Origin of the sequence: Mesorhizobium sp. B2-2-4 (genome assembly GCF_006442375.1) — a bacterium.
Taxonomy (GTDB): domain Bacteria; phylum Pseudomonadota; class Alphaproteobacteria; order Rhizobiales; family Rhizobiaceae; genus Mesorhizobium.
Genome location: NZ_VFWB01000019.1, coordinates 20,252 through 39,265, shown reverse-complemented (window position 1 = coordinate 39,265; position 19,014 = coordinate 20,252). Strand labels below are relative to the sequence as shown.

At 63.8% G+C, this 19,014-nt stretch carries 21 protein-coding genes and 1 tRNA gene; 7 read left to right on the top strand and 15 right to left on the bottom strand.

The window, feature by feature from the left end; genetic code table 11:
- Positions 1 to 9 precede the first annotated feature (9 nt).
- Entirely contained in the window at positions 10 to 1,677 is a 1,668-nt protein-coding gene (locus FJ959_RS30350) for an ABC transporter ATP-binding protein (protein ID WP_140625613.1), read from the top strand.
- Positions 1,678 to 1,696: 19 nt separating this feature from the next.
- Positions 1,697 to 3,067, top strand: coding sequence for an alpha-glucosidase/alpha-galactosidase (locus FJ959_RS30345; protein WP_140633722.1), 1,371 nt, complete (start codon positions 1,697 to 1,699; stop codon positions 3,065 to 3,067).
- Positions 3,068 to 3,085: 18 nt separating this feature from the next.
- Here FJ959_RS30345 and yacG read toward each other — a convergent pair whose 3' ends face one another.
- The 9 genes from yacG to FJ959_RS30300 form a co-directional block, all read right to left on the bottom strand.
- The gene (gene yacG / locus FJ959_RS30340; protein WP_140501037.1) at positions 3,086 to 3,283 is read right to left on the bottom strand and encodes a DNA gyrase inhibitor YacG; all 198 of its coding nucleotides are present in this window, start codon (positions 3,281 to 3,283) and stop codon (positions 3,086 to 3,088) included.
- A complete protein-coding gene (locus tag FJ959_RS30335; protein ID WP_140513345.1) occupies positions 3,280 to 3,906 on the bottom strand; it encodes a Maf-like protein in 627 nt (208 codons plus the stop codon). The genes yacG and FJ959_RS30335 overlap by 4 nt, the downstream gene beginning before the upstream one ends.
- Before the next feature lie 22 nt (positions 3,907 to 3,928).
- Complete coding sequence (gene infA, locus FJ959_RS30330; protein WP_006200926.1) at positions 3,929 to 4,147, bottom strand: translation initiation factor IF-1; 219 nt, start codon at positions 4,145 to 4,147, stop codon at positions 3,929 to 3,931.
- Positions 4,148 to 4,343: 196 nt separating this feature from the next.
- The gene (locus FJ959_RS30325) at positions 4,344 to 4,754 is read right to left on the bottom strand and encodes a low molecular weight phosphatase family protein (RefSeq protein ID WP_140501041.1); all 411 of its coding nucleotides are present in this window, start codon (positions 4,752 to 4,754) and stop codon (positions 4,344 to 4,346) included.
- 48 nt (positions 4,755 to 4,802) lie between these two features.
- Positions 4,803 to 5,288: a UPF0262 family protein gene (locus tag FJ959_RS30320; protein ID WP_140501043.1), complete on the bottom strand. Its 486-nt coding sequence runs from the start codon at positions 5,286 to 5,288 to the stop codon at positions 4,803 to 4,805.
- A 5-nt stretch (positions 5,289 to 5,293) separates the two neighbouring features.
- A complete protein-coding gene (gene hisD / locus FJ959_RS30315; protein WP_140525560.1) occupies positions 5,294 to 6,586 on the bottom strand; it encodes a histidinol dehydrogenase in 1,293 nt (430 codons plus the stop codon).
- Positions 6,587 to 6,589: 3 nt separating this feature from the next.
- Positions 6,590 to 7,024, bottom strand: coding sequence for a DUF2948 family protein (locus FJ959_RS30310; protein WP_140633719.1), 435 nt, complete (start codon positions 7,022 to 7,024; stop codon positions 6,590 to 6,592).
- Positions 7,025 to 7,173: 149 nt separating this feature from the next.
- Entirely contained in the window at positions 7,174 to 8,466 is a 1,293-nt protein-coding gene (murA, locus tag FJ959_RS30305) for a UDP-N-acetylglucosamine 1-carboxyvinyltransferase (RefSeq protein WP_140513353.1), read from the bottom strand.
- Between the two features lie 127 nt (positions 8,467 to 8,593).
- Positions 8,594 to 8,794 carry a hypothetical protein gene (locus FJ959_RS30300; protein WP_140633716.1) on the bottom strand — a complete coding sequence of 67 codons (201 nt, stop codon included), beginning with the start codon at positions 8,792 to 8,794 and terminating at the stop codon, positions 8,594 to 8,596.
- 161 nt (positions 8,795 to 8,955) lie between these two features.
- On the opposite strand from FJ959_RS30300, the gene FJ959_RS30295 reads away from it, so the two are divergent.
- Positions 8,956 to 9,030, top strand: a tRNA-Thr gene (locus FJ959_RS30295).
- Positions 9,031 to 9,489: 459 nt separating this feature from the next.
- On the top strand, positions 9,490 to 10,878 hold the full coding sequence (locus FJ959_RS30290) for a multicopper oxidase family protein (RefSeq protein WP_140633713.1): 1,389 nt from the start codon (positions 9,490 to 9,492) through the stop codon (positions 10,876 to 10,878).
- A 20-nt stretch (positions 10,879 to 10,898) separates the two neighbouring features.
- Here FJ959_RS30290 and FJ959_RS30285 read toward each other — a convergent pair whose 3' ends face one another.
- The 3 genes from FJ959_RS30285 to FJ959_RS30275 form a co-directional block, all read right to left on the bottom strand.
- A complete protein-coding gene (locus FJ959_RS30285; protein WP_140501055.1) occupies positions 10,899 to 11,186 on the bottom strand; it encodes a PTS sugar transporter subunit IIB in 288 nt (95 codons plus the stop codon).
- Positions 11,187 to 11,203: 17 nt separating this feature from the next.
- Positions 11,204 to 11,665, bottom strand: coding sequence for a PTS sugar transporter subunit IIA (locus FJ959_RS30280; protein WP_140562200.1), 462 nt, complete (start codon positions 11,663 to 11,665; stop codon positions 11,204 to 11,206).
- Between the two features lie 73 nt (positions 11,666 to 11,738).
- Positions 11,739 to 13,145 (bottom strand): PTS transporter subunit IIC, encoded by a 1,407-nt coding sequence (locus FJ959_RS30275; RefSeq protein WP_140562198.1) that lies wholly within the window; start codon positions 13,143 to 13,145, stop codon positions 11,739 to 11,741.
- A gap of 585 nt (positions 13,146 to 13,730) precedes the next feature.
- On the opposite strand from FJ959_RS30275, the gene FJ959_RS30270 reads away from it, so the two are divergent.
- The 3 genes from FJ959_RS30270 to FJ959_RS30260 all read left to right on the top strand — a co-directional run bounded on the left by FJ959_RS30270 (position 13,731) and on the right by FJ959_RS30260 (position 15,746).
- Positions 13,731 to 15,044, top strand: a complete 1,314-nt coding sequence (locus tag FJ959_RS30270; protein WP_140633710.1) for an NAD(P)H-dependent oxidoreductase — start codon at positions 13,731 to 13,733, stop codon at positions 15,042 to 15,044.
- 67 nt (positions 15,045 to 15,111) lie between these two features.
- Positions 15,112 to 15,354, top strand: coding sequence for a type II toxin-antitoxin system VapB family antitoxin (locus tag FJ959_RS30265; RefSeq protein ID WP_140501063.1), 243 nt, complete (start codon positions 15,112 to 15,114; stop codon positions 15,352 to 15,354).
- On the top strand, positions 15,354 to 15,746 hold the full coding sequence (locus FJ959_RS30260) for a type II toxin-antitoxin system VapC family toxin (protein WP_140501065.1): 393 nt from the start codon (positions 15,354 to 15,356) through the stop codon (positions 15,744 to 15,746). The genes FJ959_RS30265 and FJ959_RS30260 overlap by 1 nt, the downstream gene beginning before the upstream one ends.
- A 10-nt stretch (positions 15,747 to 15,756) precedes the next feature.
- On the opposite strand, the gene proC is transcribed toward FJ959_RS30260, so the two are convergent.
- From proC to FJ959_RS30245, 3 genes are read right to left on the bottom strand one after another with little or no spacing between them, the layout of a single operon-like run.
- The gene (proC, locus tag FJ959_RS30255) at positions 15,757 to 16,572 is read right to left on the bottom strand and encodes a pyrroline-5-carboxylate reductase (RefSeq protein ID WP_140501067.1); all 816 of its coding nucleotides are present in this window, start codon (positions 16,570 to 16,572) and stop codon (positions 15,757 to 15,759) included.
- Between the two features lie 59 nt (positions 16,573 to 16,631).
- Entirely contained in the window at positions 16,632 to 17,978 is a 1,347-nt protein-coding gene (locus FJ959_RS30250) for an O-antigen ligase (RefSeq protein WP_140501069.1), read from the bottom strand.
- On the bottom strand, positions 17,947 to 18,945 hold the full coding sequence (locus tag FJ959_RS30245; protein ID WP_140501071.1) for a glycosyltransferase: 999 nt from the start codon (positions 18,943 to 18,945) through the stop codon (positions 17,947 to 17,949). The genes FJ959_RS30250 and FJ959_RS30245 overlap by 32 nt, the downstream gene beginning before the upstream one ends.
- Positions 18,946 to 19,014 lie beyond the last annotated feature (69 nt).

Genomic DNA, 19,014 nt, shown 5'->3' with positions numbered 1-19,014 from the left:
GTGGCTGGGATGACGCTCGCGCTCTCCGAACCTTTCGCACCTTCCGTCCGGCACGACCATGACGGACGCCAGGGAGAACCCGTCATCGATGCCCGCAACATCGAGGTCGTCTTCAAGGTCGAGCACGGCACGGTCGAGGCGGTCAAGGACGTCTCGTTCCAGCTCTATCGCGGCGAGACGATCGCCATCGTCGGCGAATCCGGTTCCGGCAAATCGGTGACGGCGCGCACCGTCATGGGATTGCTGTCCCGGCGCGCCACCGTGTCGCCGAGATCGACCGTCTGTTATGATGGGCAGGACATCCTGAAGTTCCCCGAAAGCGCCCGGCGCAAGCTGCGCGGCAACCGCATCTCGATGATCTTCCAGGAGCCGATGAGCTCGCTCAATCCGATCTATACGATCGGCAGCCAGATCGTCGAGGCGATCAGGGTTCATCGCAAGGTCGGCCGGCGGCAAGCCTGGGCACGGGCGCTCGAACTCCTGCAGCATGTCCAGATCCCGGATCCCGTCGCGCGGCTCAAGCAATATCCGCATCAGCTCTCGGGCGGCCAGCGCCAGCGCGTGATGATCGCCATGGCGCTGGCCAACGATCCCGACGTGCTGATCGCCGACGAACCGACGACGGCGCTCGACGTCACCGTCCAGGCACAGATCCTGAACCTGATCCGCAATCTGCAGAAAGAGCTGCGCATGGCGGTGATCCTGATCACCCATGACCTCACGGTCGTGCGCAAATTCTCCGACTACGTCTATGTCATGCAGCATGGCGAGATGCGGGAGCATAACGTCACCGAACGTCTGTTCTCCGATCCCCAGCATCCCTATACGCAACGACTGCTCGCCTCCGAACCGCGCGGGCGGCCACAACCGCTGCCGGAGGGCTCCGGCACCATCCTCGAAGCGAACGGGGTGCGCGTCTGCTTCATGCTGCGTCACGGCACCTTCCTCAAACCCGACTGGCGCGAGCTGGTCGCCGTCGACGATCTCGATCTCAAGCTTTGCCGCCACGAAACACTGGGACTGGTCGGCGAATCCGGCTCCGGCAAGACCACATTCGGCCAGTGCCTGCTCAGGTTGATCGATGCCAAGCGCGGCGAGATCCGTTTCGACGGCCAGCCGATCCATGGGCTGTCACGGGCCGAGATGCGGCCGCTGCGATCGCGCATGCAGGTCGTCTTCCAGGATCCGTTCTCCTCGCTCAACCCGCGCATGACGATCGGGCAGATCATCGAGGAAGGGCTGATCGTCAACGGCATCGGGGCGACGCGGCGCGAGCGGGTCGAGCGGGTGCGCGAGGCGCTGGTAAGCGCCGGCATGCCGGGCGACATCCTTTCGCGATTTCCGCACGAGTTCTCCGGCGGACAGCGGCAGCGCATCGCGATTGCCCGAGCCATCGCGTTGGAACCGGAATTCATCCTGCTCGACGAACCGACATCAGCGCTCGACCTCTCCGTCCAGGCGCAGATCATCGATCTCTTGCGCAAGCTGCAGGACGAGCGCGGCCTGAGTTATCTCTTCATCTCGCACGATCTCAAGGTGGTTCGCGCTCTGTGCCACCGCGTCATCGTCATGCAGCACGGCAAGATCGTCGAACAGGGACCTGTCGACGAGGTCCTCACCAATCCCAAGACCGCCTACACCGAACGGCTCGTCCGGGCCGCTTTCGACGTGGCCTGAACACATGCCGGAGGTTAGCGTGGCAAGACATCCCAGGATCACTCTCATCGGCGCCGGCTCGACCGTGTTCATGAAGAACATCGTCGGCGACGTGCTGCAGCGGCCGGCGCTTTCGGGCGCGACGATCGCGCTGATGGACATCGATCCGCAGCGGCTGGAAGAGAGTGCCGTCGTCGTCAACAAGCTGATCGCGACGCTCGGCGTGAAGGCGAAAGCGGAGACCTATTCCGACCAGCGCAAGGCGCTGGCCGGTGCCGATTTCGTCGTCGTCGCCTTCCAGATCGGCGGCTACGAGCCCTGCACCGTCACCGACTTTGAAGTGCCGAAGAAATATGGCCTGCGCCAGACCATAGCCGACACGCTCGGCATCGGCGGCATCATGCGAGGCCTGAGGACCGTGCCGCATCTGTGGAAGATCTGCGAGGACATGCTCGCCGTCTGCCCCGAGGCGATCATGCTGCAATACGTCAACCCGATGGCGATCAACACCTGGGCGATATCGGAGAAATATCCAGAGATCAGGCAGGTCGGCCTCTGCCACTCGGTGCAGGGCACCGCGATGGAACTGGCGCACGATCTCGATCTTCCCTACGAGGACATCCGCTATCGCTCCGCCGGCATCAACCACATGGCCTTCTACCTGAAGTTCGAGCACCGCCAGGCTGACGGCTCCTACCGCGACCTCTACCCGGATCTCCTGCGCGCCTATCGCGAAGGGCGTGCGCCCAAGCCCGGCTGGAATCCGCGCTGCCCCAACAAGGTGCGTTACGAGATGCTGACCCGGCTCGGTTATTTTGTCACCGAAAGCTCGGAGCATTTCGCCGAATACACGCCCTATTTCATCAAGAGCGGCCGTCCCGACCTGATCGAGAAATACGGTATCCCGCTGGATGAATATCCCAAGCGCTGCATCGAGCAGATCGAGCGTTGGCAGGGGCAGGCGGAGGCCTACCGTTCGGCCGAGCGCATCGAAGTCGAGCAGTCGAAGGAATATGCCTCCTCGATCATGAATTCGGTCTGGACCGGCGAGCCGTCGGTGATCTACGGCAATGTTCGCAACAATGGCTGCATCACCTCGCTGCCCCGCGAGTGCGCCGCCGAGGTGCCGTGCCTGGTCGACGCCTCCGGCATCCAGCCGACTTACATCGGCGACCTGCCGCCGCAATTGACGGCGCTGATCCGCACCAACATCAACGTGCAGGAACTGACGGTGCGGGCGCTGACGAGCGAGAACCGGGAACACATCTATCATGCGGCGATGATGGATCCGCACACGGCAGCCGAGCTCGACCTCGACCAGATATGGTCACTGGTGGACGAGCTTCTTGCCGCTCACGGCGACTGGCTGCCGGCCTGGGCGCGCGTGAGCCGCAAGACTGAAGCCGCCTGACCAAGCGTCGCTCTTAGCTTATTTCGGCTCGTCGGCGTCGGGTTCTTCCTCGTCGTCGCGGGCTTTGATGACATAGGCGCCCTTCAGCCAGCGGTTGAGGTCGATGTCCTTGCAGCGCTTGGAGCAGAACGGGTAGGTCTCGCGCGCCGAAGGCTTGCCGCATTCGGGGCAGGGGCGCCTTGGCCGCAGCGGCGTCACCTTGTCGTCCGCGCTCATGGCCGCGCCGAGGACCAGTTGTGATGGACCTTGAAGCCTTCGCCCGAAAGCAACGCTACGGTCTCGTAAAGCGGCAAGCCGACGACATTGGTGTAGGAGCCGACCAGCTTGACGACGAAAGCGCCCGCAAGCCCCTGTACGGCATAGCCGCCGGCCTTGCCGCGCCATTCTCCCGACGCGACATAGGCGTCGATCTCCTCGCGCGGCAGCCGCTTGAACCGCACCCGCGTCTCGACCAGCCGCTGGCGCAGTTTGCCGCCGGGCGTGATCAGGCAGATGCCGGAATAGACCCGGTGCGAACGCCCCGACAGCAATCCGAGGCAGTTGGCGGCATCGTCGAGCGTCTCGGCCTTGGGCAGGATGCGCCGCCCGACAGCGACCACCGTGTCGGCGGCCAGCACCAAGGCCGGCGCGTAGTCGGTTTCCGACTTCAGCGAGGCAAATGCCTTTTCGGCCTTTTCCTTCGACAGCCTTTTGGCCAGCGAGCGCGGATGCTCGGCACGCAGCGGCGTCTCGTCGATGTCGGCAGGCAATATGCGGTCCGGTTCGATGCCGGCCTGCTGCAGGAGTTCGATGCGGCGCGGCGAACCCGAGGCAAGCACCAGCTTCAGCAAAATGCTCATCGCGGACCAGTCGGCCTTGATCTTACTTGAAACGATAGGTGATGCGGCCCTTGGTCAGGTCGTAGGGCGTCATCTCGACCAGGACCTTGTCGCCGGTCAGCACGCGGATGCGGTTCTTGCGCATGCGGCCGGCCGTATGGGCTATGATTTCGTGTTCGTTTTCGAGTTTCACCCGGAACATGGCGTTGGGCAGCAGTTCCGTGACGACACCCGGAAACTCGAGGACTTCTTCCTTCGGCATTCGATACCTTTGCTTGGATGGTTTCCCGGCGTTTAGAGCATGATGCCGAAAAGTATGAAGCGGTTTTCGGACGACATCATGCTCTACTTCTTTGATCTAGAGTCGGAAGCTGTCAGGTCGAAGAGACCCAACCGCATCCGACTCTAGCCGGAAATTCGGCGGAACCTATATGATAATCGTCGGCTTGTGAACACGCTTAATCCGTCGCGTTTTTTGCTTCCGGAAGCAAAAAACGTCGGCCTATGCGCAACTTCAGCCGTTCGCGCACATCGCGATAGGCCGCGATGATCTGCTCGCGCGTGCCGCTGGCGCCGGTAGGATCCGGCGTCGGCCAGTATTCGACCTCGACGGCGAGCGAGCGGGTGAGCTCCAGCGCGGCATGGTGCGCCTCCGGCGCGAGCGTGACGATGAGATCGAAATAGTCGTCTTCCAGCTCGTCCATCGTCCTTGGGTGGCGCTCGCCCAGCGACAGGCCTTCCTCGGCAAGCACGGCATCGACGAACGGGTCACGCTCGCCGCTGCGCACGCCCGCGGAGGCGACGAAGGTGCTGGCCGGCAGCATGCGCCGCGCCAACAGCTCGGCCATCGGCGAGCGCACGGCATTCATGCCGCACAGGAACAGGATCGAACGGGGCTGCGCGCCGGCGGTCAGGGGTTAACCCCGCCAATGGAGCACGCAGACCAGCGTGAACAGCCGGCGCGCCGTGTCGAAATCGATGTCGATCTTGCCGGCGAGCCGGTCCATCAACGTCTGCGAACCCTCATTGTGCAGGCCGCGGCGACCCATGTCGATCGCCTCGATATGGCTCGGCGTCGAGGAGCGAATGGCGTCGTAATAGCTTTCGCAGATCATGTAGTAGTCCTTGACGATGCGCCTGAGCGGCGTCAGCGACAGGATATGGGTCACCACGGCGGAACCGTCGTCGCGCGTCACGGCGAAAACCAGGCGGGACTCGGCCAGCGACAGCTTCAGCCGGTAGGGGCCGGCGCCGCTGTCATTGACCGGTTGAAAACTGTTCTCCTCGATCAGGTCGAAGATCGCCACCGCGCGTTCGTGCTCGACGTCGGGCGTCGAACGGCCGATCGATTCATCGAGTTCGACATCGATCAGCCTCGCCCGGGTTTGATCGGAGCCCGACATGGCGCCTACATGTTCAGCCGGATAGCGACGGAGCGTCCATGCGCGTCGAGCCCTTCCGCCTTGGCCAGCGCGATCGCGGCGGGCGCCAGCGCGCGCAATTGCTCGGGCCCGAGCTTCAGGATCGAGGTGCGCTTGACGAAATCGAGTACCGAAAGGCCTGACGAGAAACGCGCCGAGCGCGCCGTCGGCAGCACGTGGTTGGAACCGCCGACATAGTCGCCGATGGCTTCCGGCGTATGGCGGCCGAGAAACACGGCACCGGCATTGTGCATCCGCGACAGGAAGCCCTCGGCATCGTCGATTGCCAGTTCGACATGCTCGGCCGCGATACGGTCGACCAGCGGCAGCGCTGCCTCGATCGCCGCAACCTCGATCACCGCGCCGAAATCGCGCCAACTCGCCGCTGCCGTCTCCGCCCGTGGCAGGTTTGGCAGCTGCCGTTCGACCGCCTCCTCCACCGCCTTGCCAAAGGCCGGATCGTCGGTGATCAGGATCGACTGCGCCGACGCGTCATGTTCGGCCTGGGCCAGGAGATCGGCGGCGATCCAGTCGGGATCATTGTCGCCGTCGGCCACGACCAGCACTTCCGAGGGGCCGGCGATCATGTCGATGCCGACGGTGCCGAACACCTGGCGCTTGGCCGCCGCGACATAGGCATTGCCAGGGCCGACAATCTTGGCGACCGGCTTGATCGTCTCGGTGCCATAGGCCAGGGCAGCGATCGCCTGGGCGCCGCCGACGCGATAGATTTCCGGCACGCCGGCAAGGTCGGCCGCCACCAGCACAAGCGGATTGATGACGCCGCCGGGTGCCGGCACCACCATGACGATGCGCTCCACGCCGGCGACCTTGGCCGGTATGGCGTTCATCAGCACCGAACTCGGATAGCTCGCAGTACCGCCCGGCACGTAAAGCCCGACCGCCTCGACCGCGGTCCAGCGCCAGCCGAGCTCGACGCCCGCGGCGTCGGTAAAGCGGTCGTCCTTCGGCCGCTGCCGCTCGTGATAGGCGCGGATGCGGTCGCGCGCGAATTCGAGCGCCTCGATCGTCTGGTGGTCGCAAGCGGCATAGGCGCGGGCGATCTCGTCCTTCGACACGGCAATGCCGAGTTCCCTGAGGTCGGCCCGGTCGAAGCGTCTGGTAAAGTCGACGAGGGCGGCGTCGCCGTCGGCGCGCACGCGCGCGATGATCTGGCGCACGGCCGCGTCGACATCGGCCGACACTTCCCTCTTGGTGGTGAGGAAAGCGGCGAAACGCTGTTCGAAATCGGCGTCGGACTGACGAAGCGTGATGGCCATCGCTCAGGTCCTGTGCACGGGGCGCGACGTGGCTTCCCACGTGCCGCCGACATCGGCAAGGCGGGCCTCGATGCATTCGACATCGAGCATGATTGCGCCGCCTCCCGAAAAGATCAGCTCGACGATGCCGGCCGGCTTGCTGATCTCGATGAAGCTGATCGCCAGCAGCGACAGCACTTCGGCCGGCTTGTCGCGGGCAATGCCGCTGGTCTTGGCGCCCAGAACCCGATCGAAATGCAGCACGGCCTGGCGCCGTTCGTTGTGCTGGCGAAAGAAGCCCGATTTGGCCTCCCAGACGAAACGGTTCATGGTCAGCACGAAACGCTTGGCCGCGGGAAGATATTCAAGGTCAGAGACTTTCATCACGGCGTCCTGGACATGGGCGGAGACGATGCTCAGGTCCTGGTCGTCGAGGGCGATAAGCTTGAGGCCGGTCATGCGGATTTCGCACCTGAAAATTGACTGTTCAGCCTTCTGTTAGAGCATGATCCCGAAAAGTGGAAACCGCTTTTCGGAAAAGATCATGCTCAAGCAGGAATCCGGAGATCGTTCCGGTCCGCGCAGCCGTGAGGCGGGCGGGGATTGGCCTAAGCCGAGATCCGTTCGATCACCGCGCCGCAGTTGGACAGCTTTTCCTCCAGCCGCTCGAAGCCGCGGTCGAGATGATAAACGCGGTTGACCGTGGTTTCGCCTTCGGCCGCCAGGCCGGCGATGACCAGCGAAACGGAAGCGCGAAGGTCGGTCGCCATGACAGGCGCGCCCTTCAGTTTCGGCACGCCGTCGACGATCGCCGTCTGGCCCGAAAGCGTGATGTGGGCGCCCAGGCGCGCCAGTTCCTGCACATGCATGAAGCGGTTTTCGAAGATCGTCTCGGTGATGCGCGACTTGCCCTTGGCCATGGTCATCAGGCCCATGAACTGCGCCTGCAGATCGGTCGGGAAAGCCGGAAAGGGCGCCGTCGTCACGTCGACCGGTGAAATGCCGGCGCCGTTGCGCTTGACGCGAATGCCGGAATTGGTCGGCGTGATCTCGGCGCCCGTCTGCGAGATCACGTCCAGCGCGGTCTGCAGCAAATCGGGACGCGCGCCTTCGAGCACGACGTCGCCGCCGGTCATGGCGACGGCCATGGCATAGGTTCCGGTCTCGATCCGGTCCGGGATGACGCGCACGCGCGCACCCGACAGCGCCTCGACGCCGTCGATGGTGATGGTTGGCGTGCCGGCGCCGGAAATCTTGGCACCCATGGCATTGAGGCATTCGGCGAGGTTGACGATCTCGGGCTCGCAGGCGGCGTTCTCAAGCACCGTCTCGCCCTTGGCGAGCGACGCCGCCATCATCAGCACATGGGTGGCGCCGACCGACACTTTCGGAAAGACGTAACGGTTGCCGACGAGGCGGCCGTTCCTGGTCTTGGCGATAACGTAGCCGGTGTCGACGTCGATGTCGGCGCCCAGCGCCTGCAGGCCTTCCAGGAACAGGTCGACCGGCCGCGTGCCGATGGCACAACCGCCCGGCAGCGACACCTTGGCCTCGCCCATGCGGGCCAGCAGCGGGCCGATGACCCAGAACGAAGCGCGCATCTTCGACACCAGCTCGTAAGGGGCCGTCGTGTCGACGATGTTGCGGGCGGAAAAATTGATGGTGCGCGAATAGCCTTCATTCTGCTTTTCGCGGCGTCCGTTGACCGAATAATCGACGCCGTGATTGCCCAGGATGCGGATCAGTTGCTCGACATCGGCCAGATGCGGCACGTTTTCGAGCGTCAGCGTGTCGTCTGTCAGAAGCGACGCGATCATCAACGGCAGGGCGGCGTTTTTCGCGCCCGAGATCGGAATGCTTCCGGCGAGCTTGTTGCCGCCGACAATTCTGATGCGATCCATGAAGACTATCCCCTCGGCCCTGAAAGCCGGTTTCAATCGTTTGAGTATCGGCCCGTCTAGACCATCGGCCAAGCTGGTTCAAGAAATAGGATTTCCTGGCACCCGACCCAAGAGTGGCTGATTTGAGTTAATCTTTTTGTATTTCCTTCGCCGCGCCGACCCCGTCCGGCCGCTTGTCGGCGTCCCCGGCGCGCTGTTTGTCAGCGTCGCCGGCGCGCCGCGAGCGCGACTGTGCCTTGCGCTTCAACAGATTCGCGCGCAGCTGTTCGGCCAGGCGGTCCTTGCGGCCGGTGCCGCTCTTTTTCGGTGGAATTGTCTTGTCGTTCATCGTCCCGTCCTAGCCGGCGGCCGGCCAGCCCGCTATTCAGGCATAACCAACATTGTGGCGCGGCCATGTCATCAAAACGTATCCGGCAAAGGCTTTCACAGATGCTTTGCACTTGGCCTTGCGCTTGCCGGTTCGATATGGCAGAAGCCCCGCCATCAGCGGCTGCGGTAGCTCAGTGGTAGAGCACTCCCTTGGTAAGGGAGAGGTCGAGAGTTCAATCCTCTCTCGCAGCACCAGACTGCCCGACATTTTCAGCGCCATCCGTCCCATTCTTAAGCCCTTGCGGCACGAACGGGCAAAAAAAGGCGCATCCGGCACCTGAATCCGAGATTTCGCGCAGGTTGGTTCTCGTCGCGCTTTCATGGCGGGAGCAAATCGGCCTGCTTGCTTTCCTCCGCGACGAGCGCCTGCCCATAGGGGGCGACCGCTTGACGCCCTTCCGCTACCCACCCGCCCGATCGGACGGTTGAAAACATCGGCATTGGCGACCCGGGCGAGTCCGCTCCGGTCAGTGCCTTGAAGCATGACCTGGCGCGGCCGTCGTCCCGATCAGAGTCGCAGGGCGAAGCGCCGTCCGCGCAGACGGTGCTGGCCGCGGCTTCATCGAGACGCAAATGCCGATATCGGCATTTGCGCTGGCCGTCCGATCGTGATTCAAGTCGGCGATTCCGAGGGTTTTCCCGCTGGAGCGCAGCATGAGCTTGATCACACGCCGTCGACTTCTGAAATCGGCCGCGGTTGCCGGTGCGGGCGGGCTCGCGGCGATGGGGAGGCTTGGCGGCTGGGCCGTCGCCACGCCCGAGCCGGTGGTGCTGCGGACGGCCAGGATCCAGGCCACGCTGATGGAGGTCGGCCCGACCCGGGACGTGCTGACATATGGCAGCGCCGGAATGCCGCCGGTGCTGAGGATGAAAAAGGGCGAGCCCTTCGCCGCCCGGCTCGTCAACGCGATCGACGACCCGACGACGATCCACTGGCACGGCGTTCGGGTCCCCAACAAGATGGACGGCGTTCCGTTCCTGGTCCAGCCCTACGTCTATACCGGCGATCATTTCGACTACGCCTTCACGCCGCCCGATGCCGGCACCTTCTGGTACCACCCGCATTGCAATACGCTGGAGCAAATGGGGCACGGCCTGACCGGCGTTATCGTGGTCGAAAATCCCGGTGATCCGAAATTCGATGCCGAAATCGTCCTCAATCTGCGCGACTGGCGCCTCGGCGACGATGGCCAGTTCATCGATCAGTTCCGGCCGCGGGATGCCGCGAGAACCGGCACCTATGGCACGGTGCGCACGGCCAACTGGCTCGACCAGCCGCACTATGACGCGCCAGCCGGCGGGCTGGTGCGGCTGCGCGTCGCCATCACCGACGTGACGCGCATCCATGCCTTTCGCGTCAACGGCGCGGAGGCGACGGTGATCGCGCTGGACGGCAATCCGGTGCCGCAGCGTTTTTCGCCCGATGCCTTGCTGCTTGGCCCGGGACAGCGCATGGAACTCGCCATCCGCATGCCTGACGCGGAGGGCGCGGTCGTGAGCCTGCGGGACGTCAGGGGCACCAAGCCCAAGGTGCTGGCTACCTTGCGTGCGGCTGGCAGCTCGCTGAAGCGCGACATTCGTGATGTCGCGCCGCTGGAGGCCAATCCGGTGGCGGAGGTCGATCTCTCCGCTGCCCAGCATATTTCGCTGGCGCTCAGCGCTACGGCCGAGAACATTCCGAGCGACGGCATATGCGGTTCGCTCGGCTACAGTTTCTGGGCCATCAACAAGGTGCCGTGGCCTGGCGATACGCCGGATCCGACCGCGCCGCTGGCCGAATTGAAGCTTGGCAGGAGCTATGTCATCGACATGGAGAACCTGACGCCGCAATCGCATCCGATGCATTTGCACGGCATGAGCTTCAAAGTGCTGTCATCCTCGACTCGGCCCGTGCAGCCGCTGGTTTCCGACACCTATCTCATCCAGCCCAACGAGAAGGTGAGCCTCGGCTTCGTCGCCGACAACCCCGGCGACTGGCTGCTGCACTGCCATATCATCGAGCATCAGAAATCGGGCATGACGAGCTACGTCAGGGTGACCTGAAACCGAGCGCGTGCCGCGGCCTACTTGCGCAGTTGCACCTCGATCTCGTCGAGCACCTTGTCCTTGCCGATGCCGGTGAGGAAGGCGAGGCCCTTGATGACCGGCTTGGTCACCGAAGCCGAGATCGGCGTCGTGGCGACGATGAAGTCGACGCTGTCGGCCAGCCCCGGCACTTCGGTCGCCTTGGCCTGCTGGGCGTTGAAGGTCAGGCCGCGCTGCTTCATCGCCTCGGTGACGGCGACGTTGACCGCGGTTGAGGTGGCTATGCCCGTGCCGCAGGCAAAGAGAATTGTTTTCTGTCTGGACATCTCTTTCTTCTCCTTGTTCAGCCGAGCACGGCCCGAACGTCGTCTAGCGTCGTGGCCGACCTCAGGCCGTCCAATGCATCTGGATTCTGGATGGTGGCCATGACGGCCTGCAGCGCTTCAATCTGCTTGTCCTTGTCATTGATGGCAAGCAGGAAGACGAAGCCGACCGGCAGCTTCTCGTCGGGGTCTTCCATGTTGGCGAAGACGACGGGGTGCTTCAATGTGCCCAAAGCGATCCCGGGCTTCAGGACATGTTCGGGATCGGTGTGCGGCACCGCGACATTGTCGGCGCGCTCCAGCGGCAGTCCTGTCGGGATGGTCAACTCGCGGCGCACGACCGCGTCGGCGTAGGAACTTCTGACATAGCCGAGCGTCTCGAGCCGGCCGGCCAGGATGCGGATGATCTGCTCATTGGTCGAGGCATCGGATCCGAGCACGATCGCTTCGGGGTCCAGAAGCTGCATGAGTCCGTCAGACATGTTTTTGCTCCGTCGATAAAATCATGCGCCCGGGGAGGGCGCACGATCATTTCAAACTCAGGCGTGATGAGGCTCAGGCCGTGCCTTCGGCCGGCTCGTCCTCGGCGCCCGCTGCCCGTTCCCAGCCGAGCGTGTTGCGGCGATAGAGGACGAACAATGCCGCGATGACCACGGCGATCACGACGATGCCGGCAAGGCCAAGTCCCTGGATCGCCTCGATGATCACATAGGGCACCCACAGGAAGCCGTCGACGACCGAGGTGATCTGCAGCGCGTCTGCCGGCAGCTTGAAGCCCGACGCGACGGCCGCACTTGTGAACAGCGGCGCCAGCGCGTTGGCGACGTAGAAACCGATCGCCAGCGTCACCGTGCCGATCACCACCATGCGGAACACATTGCCTTTGACCAGAGGGGCGGTCATGGCGACGATGAAGGGAATGACCGCCAGGTCGGCGAACAGGATGACGCGGTTGCCCGGCAGGATCACCGACAGGATGATCGCGATAGGCACCAGGATCAGCGACGACGAGATCGCGGCGGGATGCCCGATCAGGATGGCGGAGTCCAGGCCGACCAGAAGCTCGCGGTCGCCGGTGCGCTTGCGCACGAATTCCTGCGCCGCGTCGGAGACCGGGATCAGGCCCTCCATCAGGATCTTCACCATGCGCGGCAAAAGCAGCATGACGGCTGCCAGGGTCATGCCGGTGCCAAGCACCTTGGCGAGCACCGTGCCGAGATCGCCCGCATTGTAGAAGGCGATGGCACCGAGCACGAGACCGATGATCAAGCCGAGCACGACAGGTTCGCCGAACACGCCGAACCGGCGCTCGATGGTCTCGGTGTTGATGTTGATGCGGTTGATGCCGGGAATGCGGTCCATGATCCAGTTCAGGATGATGGCGATCGGCAGGATCTGCGCGGAGGCCAGGTGCGGCACCGAAATGCCGGGCACGCCATAGAACTGCTGCACCGCGCGCGCCGACCAGTCGGCGAACAGCAGCGACAGCGCCGCGACCAACGCCGCGATGGCGATGCCGTAGGCCAGATTGTCGGTCGCCGCCACGACCAGCGAGCCGACAAAGGCGAAGTGCCAGAAGTTCCAGACGTCGACATTGAGCGTGCGCGTCATGCGCGTCAGCAACAGCACGATGTTGACCAGGATGCCGACGGGGATGACCCACAGGCCGACCGACGAGCCGAAGGCGATGGCGGCCGCCGACGGCCAGCCGACATCGATGATGTCGCGATGAATGCCGGTGTTGGTGACGATGGCCTTGGCGACGTCGCCGATCGACGTGAACATCAGGCCAAGCACGAGGTTGATGCCGATGAAGGCGACGCCGATGGTGACAGCGGCGCGAAAAGCCTTGCTGACCTTTGCGCCCAGAACGACGGCTATGATGAAAATGACGATCGGCAGCAGCACTGTTGCGCCGAGCGTGTCGATGGCCCCTTTGAGGCCCGCAAGAATAGTGTCCATTTGTCCTCCCCTGGAGCACCGAGCCCGACCCCCGGGTTCGAAATGATGCTCCGTTGACCTCCAACGCCTTTGCCGCCAACCTCGGCGCAAAGGCACTCCCCGTTCTGCCCGCGAGGCGGAATGCGTCCCGCTCGGTGATGCGGGATGAACATTTGCCTTCGCTGGCGAACGAATGTTTTATTGAGGCAGTTCAAGGCAATGTCAATTGGCAAGTCTTTGAACCCAAGGCATCCGGGCTGACGGAGCCTTCGCCTGTGCGCTCTTGACGGAGCATTGAACGGAAAAACCCGCCTGTGCGGCGGGCCCTTGGCGCAACTCAGCACCATAGGCAAATATGTAGCATAGTTGCCCTCACCCGGTCAAGAAAAAATTCCTATCATGAGAAGCCGCCGGCACAGCGGACTGGCAGTCGTCAGGTCTTTGTCGCCGAGTTCGGAGCCCCGCTTCGGTCCAGTCGGGACTGGGCCGAGCGCCTCTATACCGCGCGATTTCATGGGAAATTGACTGTCGAGGCCAGTTTCGTTGGCAAGGAGGAGCTATTCCCTGCTAATCCGACGCGAACCAGGAAGCTGTGGACATCCCCGCATGACCAATGTCGCCTTGACCGGGCTCGCCCGCGATCTCGCCAGCCGTGCCGCCGAGGGCCGCCCGGTACGCATCGGCGTCATCGGTTCGGGCGAAATGGGCACCGATCTGGTCACGCAAGGCATGCTGATGCCCGGCATTTCGGTCTGCGCGGTCTCGACAAGACGTCCGCACACGGCACGCGAAGCGATCCGCATCGCCTATGGTGACGAAGCGATGGCCGTCGAAGCCGATACCACTTCGAAAGTCACCGCGGCGATCGAGTCGGGAAAGATCGCCATCACCTCCAACGAGATGCTGGTCACCAATCCGCTGATCGACGTCGTCATCGACGCCACCGGCAAGCCCGGCGTCGCCGCCGACTTCGACCTGATGGCGATGCAGCATGGCAAGCATCTGGTGATGATGAATGTCGAGGCCGACGTCACTATCGGCTGCTATCTCAAGCAGCAGGCAGATCGCCTCGGCGTCGTCTATTCGGTCGGCGCCGGAGACGAGCCCTCGAGCTGCATGGAGCTGATCGAGTTCGCCTCCGCACTGGGCCTGACCATCGTCTCGGCCGGCAAGGGCAAGAACAACCCGCTTAACCACGATGCCGTGCCCGACGACTATCGCGAGGAAGCGATCCGCCGCAACATGAACCCGCGCATGCTGGTCGAGTTCGTCGACGGTTCGAAAACCATGGTCGAGATGTGCGCCATCGCCAACGCCACCGGGCTGGTGCCCGATGTGCCCGGCATGCACGGCCCGAAGGCCGACCGCGACGACCTCGTCAAGGTGCTCATTCCGCGCGAGCATGGCGGGCTGCTCACGAAAAAGGGCGTTGTCGACTACACGCTCGGCAAGGGTGTCGCACCCGGTGTCTTCGTCATCGTCGAGGCGACCCACCCGCGCATCGTCGAGCGCATGGACGACCTGCATATCGGCCACGGTCCCTATTACAGCCTGTTCCGACCCTACCATTTGACCTCGCTGGAAGTGCCGCTGACGGCGGCCCGCATCGTGCTCTTCGGCAAGCCCGACATGGTGCCGCTGCCAAGGCCGGTCGCCGAGGTATGCGCCGTCGCCAAGCGGGATCTGGCCGCCGGCGAAACCTTCGATGCGATCGGCGAGACCTGCTATCGCTCCTGGACGATGACCGTCGAAGACGCTCGCGCCCGGCGTGCCGTGCCGGTCGGCCTACTCGAGGGCGGCAAGGTGCTGAAACCGGTGAGGAAAGGCGAGCTGTTGACGGCCGACAACGCCGCACCCGACCGGGCGACGAGACTGTTCGCTCTGCGCCGGCTGCAGGATGAGATGCTGTACGAAAAATAAGCCCGTTGTGGCGCTGTCATGACAGATGCACTATATTGTAATGGCAGATGACGCTGAGGATCGACCAATGAACCTCCAGATCAGGGACCCGCGTGCACGTGAGCTGGCACAGCGGCTCGCCGCCAAACGCAAGATTTCGATGACCGAGGCGGTGATCGAAGCTCTTGAGTCCGAACTGAAACGGGAAAGTGGACGCGCTCCGTTGGCGCAGCGGCTGGCTGCCATCGCTGATGAACTCAAAGCCAGAGCTGGTCATGGCGGCCGGCCCGTAGACAAGGATGAGATCGATGAGATGTGGGGCCACTCTTGATGTTTGTCGACACCTCGGTGGTCGTCGCAATTCTTTCGGGAGAGGGAGATGCTGGCGAGTGGAGCAACCGCATCGCGGTAGCACCTCGCAAAATTACTTCCGCGTTGGTGGTGCTCGAAGCGGCTATGCGGCTTTCAACTATGCTGGCCGTTGAGCCGCTTGTCGCTGAAGTGGCGATAGAGGCTTTTCTGCGCGAGTCCGAAATCGAAATCGTTCCGATCGACGCCGGCGACGCCAAGCTCGCGGTCCAAGCTTTTTCAGACTATGGAAAAGGACGCGGGCATCCCGCCCAACTCAACCTGGCCGATTGCCTGTCCTATGCATGCGCAAAGAGTCGTGGCTCTGCTCTGCTCTACAAAGGCAACGACTTCTCGCATACCGATCTGGCCTAGGGAGTCTGCTCTATTTCCCCAGTTCGATCGACCGCAGCCGCGCCGCTTCCACCGCTTGCGTGAGGAGATTGGTCAACCGGTCCTCGCCCATCAGCACACCAAGCGCCGCCGCCGTCGTGCCGTTCGGGCTGGTCACCTGCTGGCGCAGCAGGCCCGGCTCCTCGCCGCTTTCGGCGGCGAGGGAGGCGGCACCATAGACGGTCTGCATGGCGAGCAGCCTGGCGGTCGCCGCCGGCAGGCCCGCCTTCTCGGCGGCGACGGTCAGCGCTTCGATGAAATGGAAGATATAGGCCGGCCCCGATCCCGACACGGCGGTCACCGCATCCATCAGTCCCTCCTCGTCGATGGTGGCCACTTCGCCGCTGGCCGACAAGAGGTCGGCGACGAAACGCTTGGTGTCGTCGGAAACCAGCGGATTGGAAAACACCACCATCATGCCCTTGCCAATGGAAGCAGGCGTGTTGGGCATGCAGCGCACAACAGGCGCGCGGTCGCCCAGGATTTCCTCGAAGGTGGCGACCGGCGTGCCCGCGGCAATGCTGACGAAGGTGGTGCGCCCTTCGCCGAAACGTTTGTAAGCGGCGGTGACGTCGCGGATCACCTGGGGCTTCACGGCGATGACGATGAGATCAGGCACGGCACCGGCCGGGATATCGGTGGCGTCGGCAGCCGTTCCGCATCCGAGTGCGGCCGCGCGCTGGCGCAGGTCGGCATTGGGCTCGACCACGAAAACGGACGACGGTGCAAGCTTGCCGGATTTCAGCCAGCCCGAGAGCATGGCGTAACCCATATTGCCGCAGCCGGCGAGAACAAGCCTGATCGTCATCGAAAGCCCTCCGAGGAAAGGCTTCACATAAACGCTCGCGGATCAACGGGGAAGCCCTGTCAGGTGGAGTGGCCCAATCGCGCGCCACGACCGGCGTTGCGCAGCGCGACCGGACGCAGCGAAACTTGTCTGAGCCCAAGCACACCGAGCACGAAGAACAGCCACACCGGATCGCCGCGGTGGAAGAAGAAGCTTTCTAGGAAGGCGTTGAGCGCGGCGAACAGCACCACCATCATGAAGAAATCGCCGAGATAGATGTTTTCCTTGCGCAAGGGAATGCGCATGTAGTCGCGCAAAGGGGCGATCAGGAAAGTGTAGACCGCCACGCAAAGCGCCGGAATGCCCATCAGCACGGCGATGTCGAGATAACCGTCATGGCCGTGCACGATGGTCCTGATATCCCACGGTCGGTCGAAGGGCTGATCCTGGTTGAGCAGCAGCGGCGTTCCCCAGAAACTCTCATAACCGTAGCCGGTCCACGGTTTCTTCGCCAGCATCTCGCCGGCGAACTCCCAGAGCGTGGTGCGCCCGGTATAGGTCAGGCCGGGGAAATAGATCGCCGCCAGCTGTTTCACCGGCGGCAGGAAAACGATGCCCAGCGTGCCGACCGCGGTGGCGATGATCGCCAGTGCGAACAGGATCGGCGTGCCGAGTCGCATGCCGACGATGCTTGGAAACATGACGATCAGGATCGAGAACGGCACCAGGCCGGCCGTGGTCTTGGATCCGGTGTGCAGCATGAACACCATCGCCGCGACGAAAATTCCGGCGCCCCAGAACCGCTGCCCGCGCCGGAAGAGATAGAGGCCGGCGAAACTGAAGCAGGCCATGACCGGACCGGCGATGTTCTTGTGGGTGAACACGCCGCGCCACAGGCCGGCATGTTCCGGTTCTTGCGAATCGGCCGTGTGCATTGCCTCGTGCGGAAAGGCGATGAGGCCGAGGTAGGAAAGGCCCATGACCGCCACCGCGGTGAAGATGATGACCTTCGAGAAGGAATCCGCGTCGCGCGGCAGCACAAGGATCGTCGCCATGGTCAGGATGCCGATCATGGTGAAGGAGGCGGCGCGCATCGCCGAGGGCGGGTCTGTCGCCAGCACCACCGACAGGAAGAAGAAGCCCAGCATCAGCATCCAGGAAGGGCTGAGCAGCGAGCGCACGATGCGCGGGTCGGCGAAAGCCATCAGCGAAAAGACGGAAACGGCGCCGAGCGAGCCGAAGCCGAGCTGGTTGACGATGTCGCCGCCTTCGCCGGTGAGTTCGGCGCCCGCGGGCTGGAACGGGCGGAAGGACACCAGGATGACGGTGAACAGCAGCGCCGCGATCGCGGTTGCCACGCCGTCGCGCGTGAACGCGGCGCCGAGCGGCGCGCGCTCAGTTCTTTTCAGGCTGGCGGTATTGCTCATTGGCATATCCGAATTCGGCCAGCACGCGGCCCAGCGCCACATGGACAGGGTAGATTGCGGCCGCGGGCGATCCTGTCCGTGCCAGCCTGGCGGCCCCGCGAAATGGCGAGGCGGCAAGCAGGGCCAGGCTCTTCAGCAACACCCTGACGCCGGCCAGCGGGGTGCCGGCGCGTTTCTTCTTTTCGACCAGCGTCGAGATCACGCCGTTGCGCAGGCTGCGGGCGCGGATCCAGTCGGCCTCGACCCGCCGGGCCGGGACGGTCTCGGTCACGCTGGCCTCGGCGCACCAGCCAAGCGCGAAGCCGCGCTGCGCCGCCCGGCTCAGGAAGTCGGAATCGCCGCCGCCCATGAAATTGAATCTCAGGTCGAGGAACGGCGGCCCCATGGCGGTAAGCACGTTGCGCCCGACCAGGAGATTGCCGGACGAATAGAGCGCCGGCACGAGGCCCGTCTTGCGGTAGGGCGGCGCGAAAACCGGATGCTCGGCCCAGCGCGCATGGGCGGGATCGGCAAAGTCGGGCACTTGCGGGCCGCCGACAATATCGGCGCCAAGGCTTTCGGCCGCCCCGCACATCCGTTCCAGCCAGTGCGGATCGGCTATCTCGTCATCGTCGATGACCAGCAGGTGCCTGAAATTCGGAAAGTGCAGGATCGCCGCCTGCCAGCCGGCATTGTAGGCGCTGCAATTGCCGCGCTGATGCGCGATGATCACCATGCCCGGTATCTCGCCGCGCTCGAACAGCGGCAGCGACGCCTGGGCGCCGGCCCGAGCCTCGGCCTCGTTCTCAATGACGATGACGGCAAAGGGCCTGCCGGTCAGCTGCGCGCGCAGCGACGCCAGCGTTTGCAGGACCTGGTCCGGCCGCTTGAAGGTCGGCAAGGTGACGACGGCTTCGACGGCCTGCGTGTCAAGCCGGGGGGATCGTCCCGCGATCGATACCGAACCGTCTGATGGCAAAGGGATCATCCGTGTCAGCCGCATGGTGGGTCGAGTTCTGTTAGCACCATGACGATAACGTTTCGTTAATCACCTTTC

Excerpts from the sequence above, each read along its gene's own strand:
- FJ959_RS30300 (WP_140633716.1), bottom strand. The coding sequence starts at position 8,794 with ATGAACGACAAGACAATTCCACCGAAAAAGAGCGGCACCGGCCGCAAG.
- FJ959_RS30290 (WP_140633713.1), top strand. The coding sequence starts at position 9,490 with ATGAGCTTGATCACACGCCGTCGACTTCTGAAATCGGCCGCGGTTGCC.
- infA (WP_006200926.1), bottom strand. The coding sequence starts at position 4,147 with ATGCCGAAGGAAGAAGTCCTCGAGTTTCCGGGTGTCGTCACGGAACTG.
- FJ959_RS30325 (WP_140501041.1), bottom strand. The coding sequence starts at position 4,754 with ATGAATGCCGTGCGCTCGCCGATGGCCGAGCTGTTGGCGCGGCGCATG.
- FJ959_RS30310 (WP_140633719.1), bottom strand. The coding sequence starts at position 7,024 with ATGACCGGCCTCAAGCTTATCGCCCTCGACGACCAGGACCTGAGCATC.
- FJ959_RS30335 (WP_140513345.1), bottom strand. The coding sequence starts at position 3,906 with ATGAGCATTTTGCTGAAGCTGGTGCTTGCCTCGGGTTCGCCGCGCCGC.
- FJ959_RS30320 (WP_140501043.1), bottom strand. The coding sequence starts at position 5,288 with ATGTCGGGCTCCGATCAAACCCGGGCGAGGCTGATCGATGTCGAACTC.
- FJ959_RS30285 (WP_140501055.1), bottom strand. The coding sequence starts at position 11,186 with ATGTCCAGACAGAAAACAATTCTCTTTGCCTGCGGCACGGGCATAGCC.
- FJ959_RS30270 (WP_140633710.1), top strand. The coding sequence starts at position 13,731 with ATGACCAATGTCGCCTTGACCGGGCTCGCCCGCGATCTCGCCAGCCGT.
- hisD (WP_140525560.1), bottom strand. The coding sequence starts at position 6,586 with ATGGCCATCACGCTTCGTCAGTCCGACGCCGATTTCGAACAGCGTTTC.
- FJ959_RS30265 (WP_140501063.1), top strand. The coding sequence starts at position 15,112 with ATGAACCTCCAGATCAGGGACCCGCGTGCACGTGAGCTGGCACAGCGG.
- proC (WP_140501067.1), bottom strand. The coding sequence starts at position 16,572 with ATGACGATCAGGCTTGTTCTCGCCGGCTGCGGCAATATGGGTTACGCC.
- FJ959_RS30275 (WP_140562198.1), bottom strand. The coding sequence starts at position 13,145 with ATGGACACTATTCTTGCGGGCCTCAAAGGGGCCATCGACACGCTCGGC.
- FJ959_RS30260 (WP_140501065.1), top strand. The coding sequence starts at position 15,354 with ATGTTTGTCGACACCTCGGTGGTCGTCGCAATTCTTTCGGGAGAGGGA.
- FJ959_RS30350 (WP_140625613.1), top strand. The coding sequence starts at position 10 with ATGACGCTCGCGCTCTCCGAACCTTTCGCACCTTCCGTCCGGCACGAC.
- murA (WP_140513353.1), bottom strand. The coding sequence starts at position 8,466 with ATGGATCGCATCAGAATTGTCGGCGGCAACAAGCTCGCCGGAAGCATT.
- FJ959_RS30245 (WP_140501071.1), bottom strand. The coding sequence starts at position 18,945 with ATGATCCCTTTGCCATCAGACGGTTCGGTATCGATCGCGGGACGATCC.
- FJ959_RS30250 (WP_140501069.1), bottom strand. The coding sequence starts at position 17,978 with ATGAGCAATACCGCCAGCCTGAAAAGAACTGAGCGCGCGCCGCTCGGC.
- yacG (WP_140501037.1), bottom strand. The coding sequence starts at position 3,283 with ATGAGCGCGGACGACAAGGTGACGCCGCTGCGGCCAAGGCGCCCCTGC.
- FJ959_RS30280 (WP_140562200.1), bottom strand. The coding sequence starts at position 11,665 with ATGTCTGACGGACTCATGCAGCTTCTGGACCCCGAAGCGATCGTGCTC.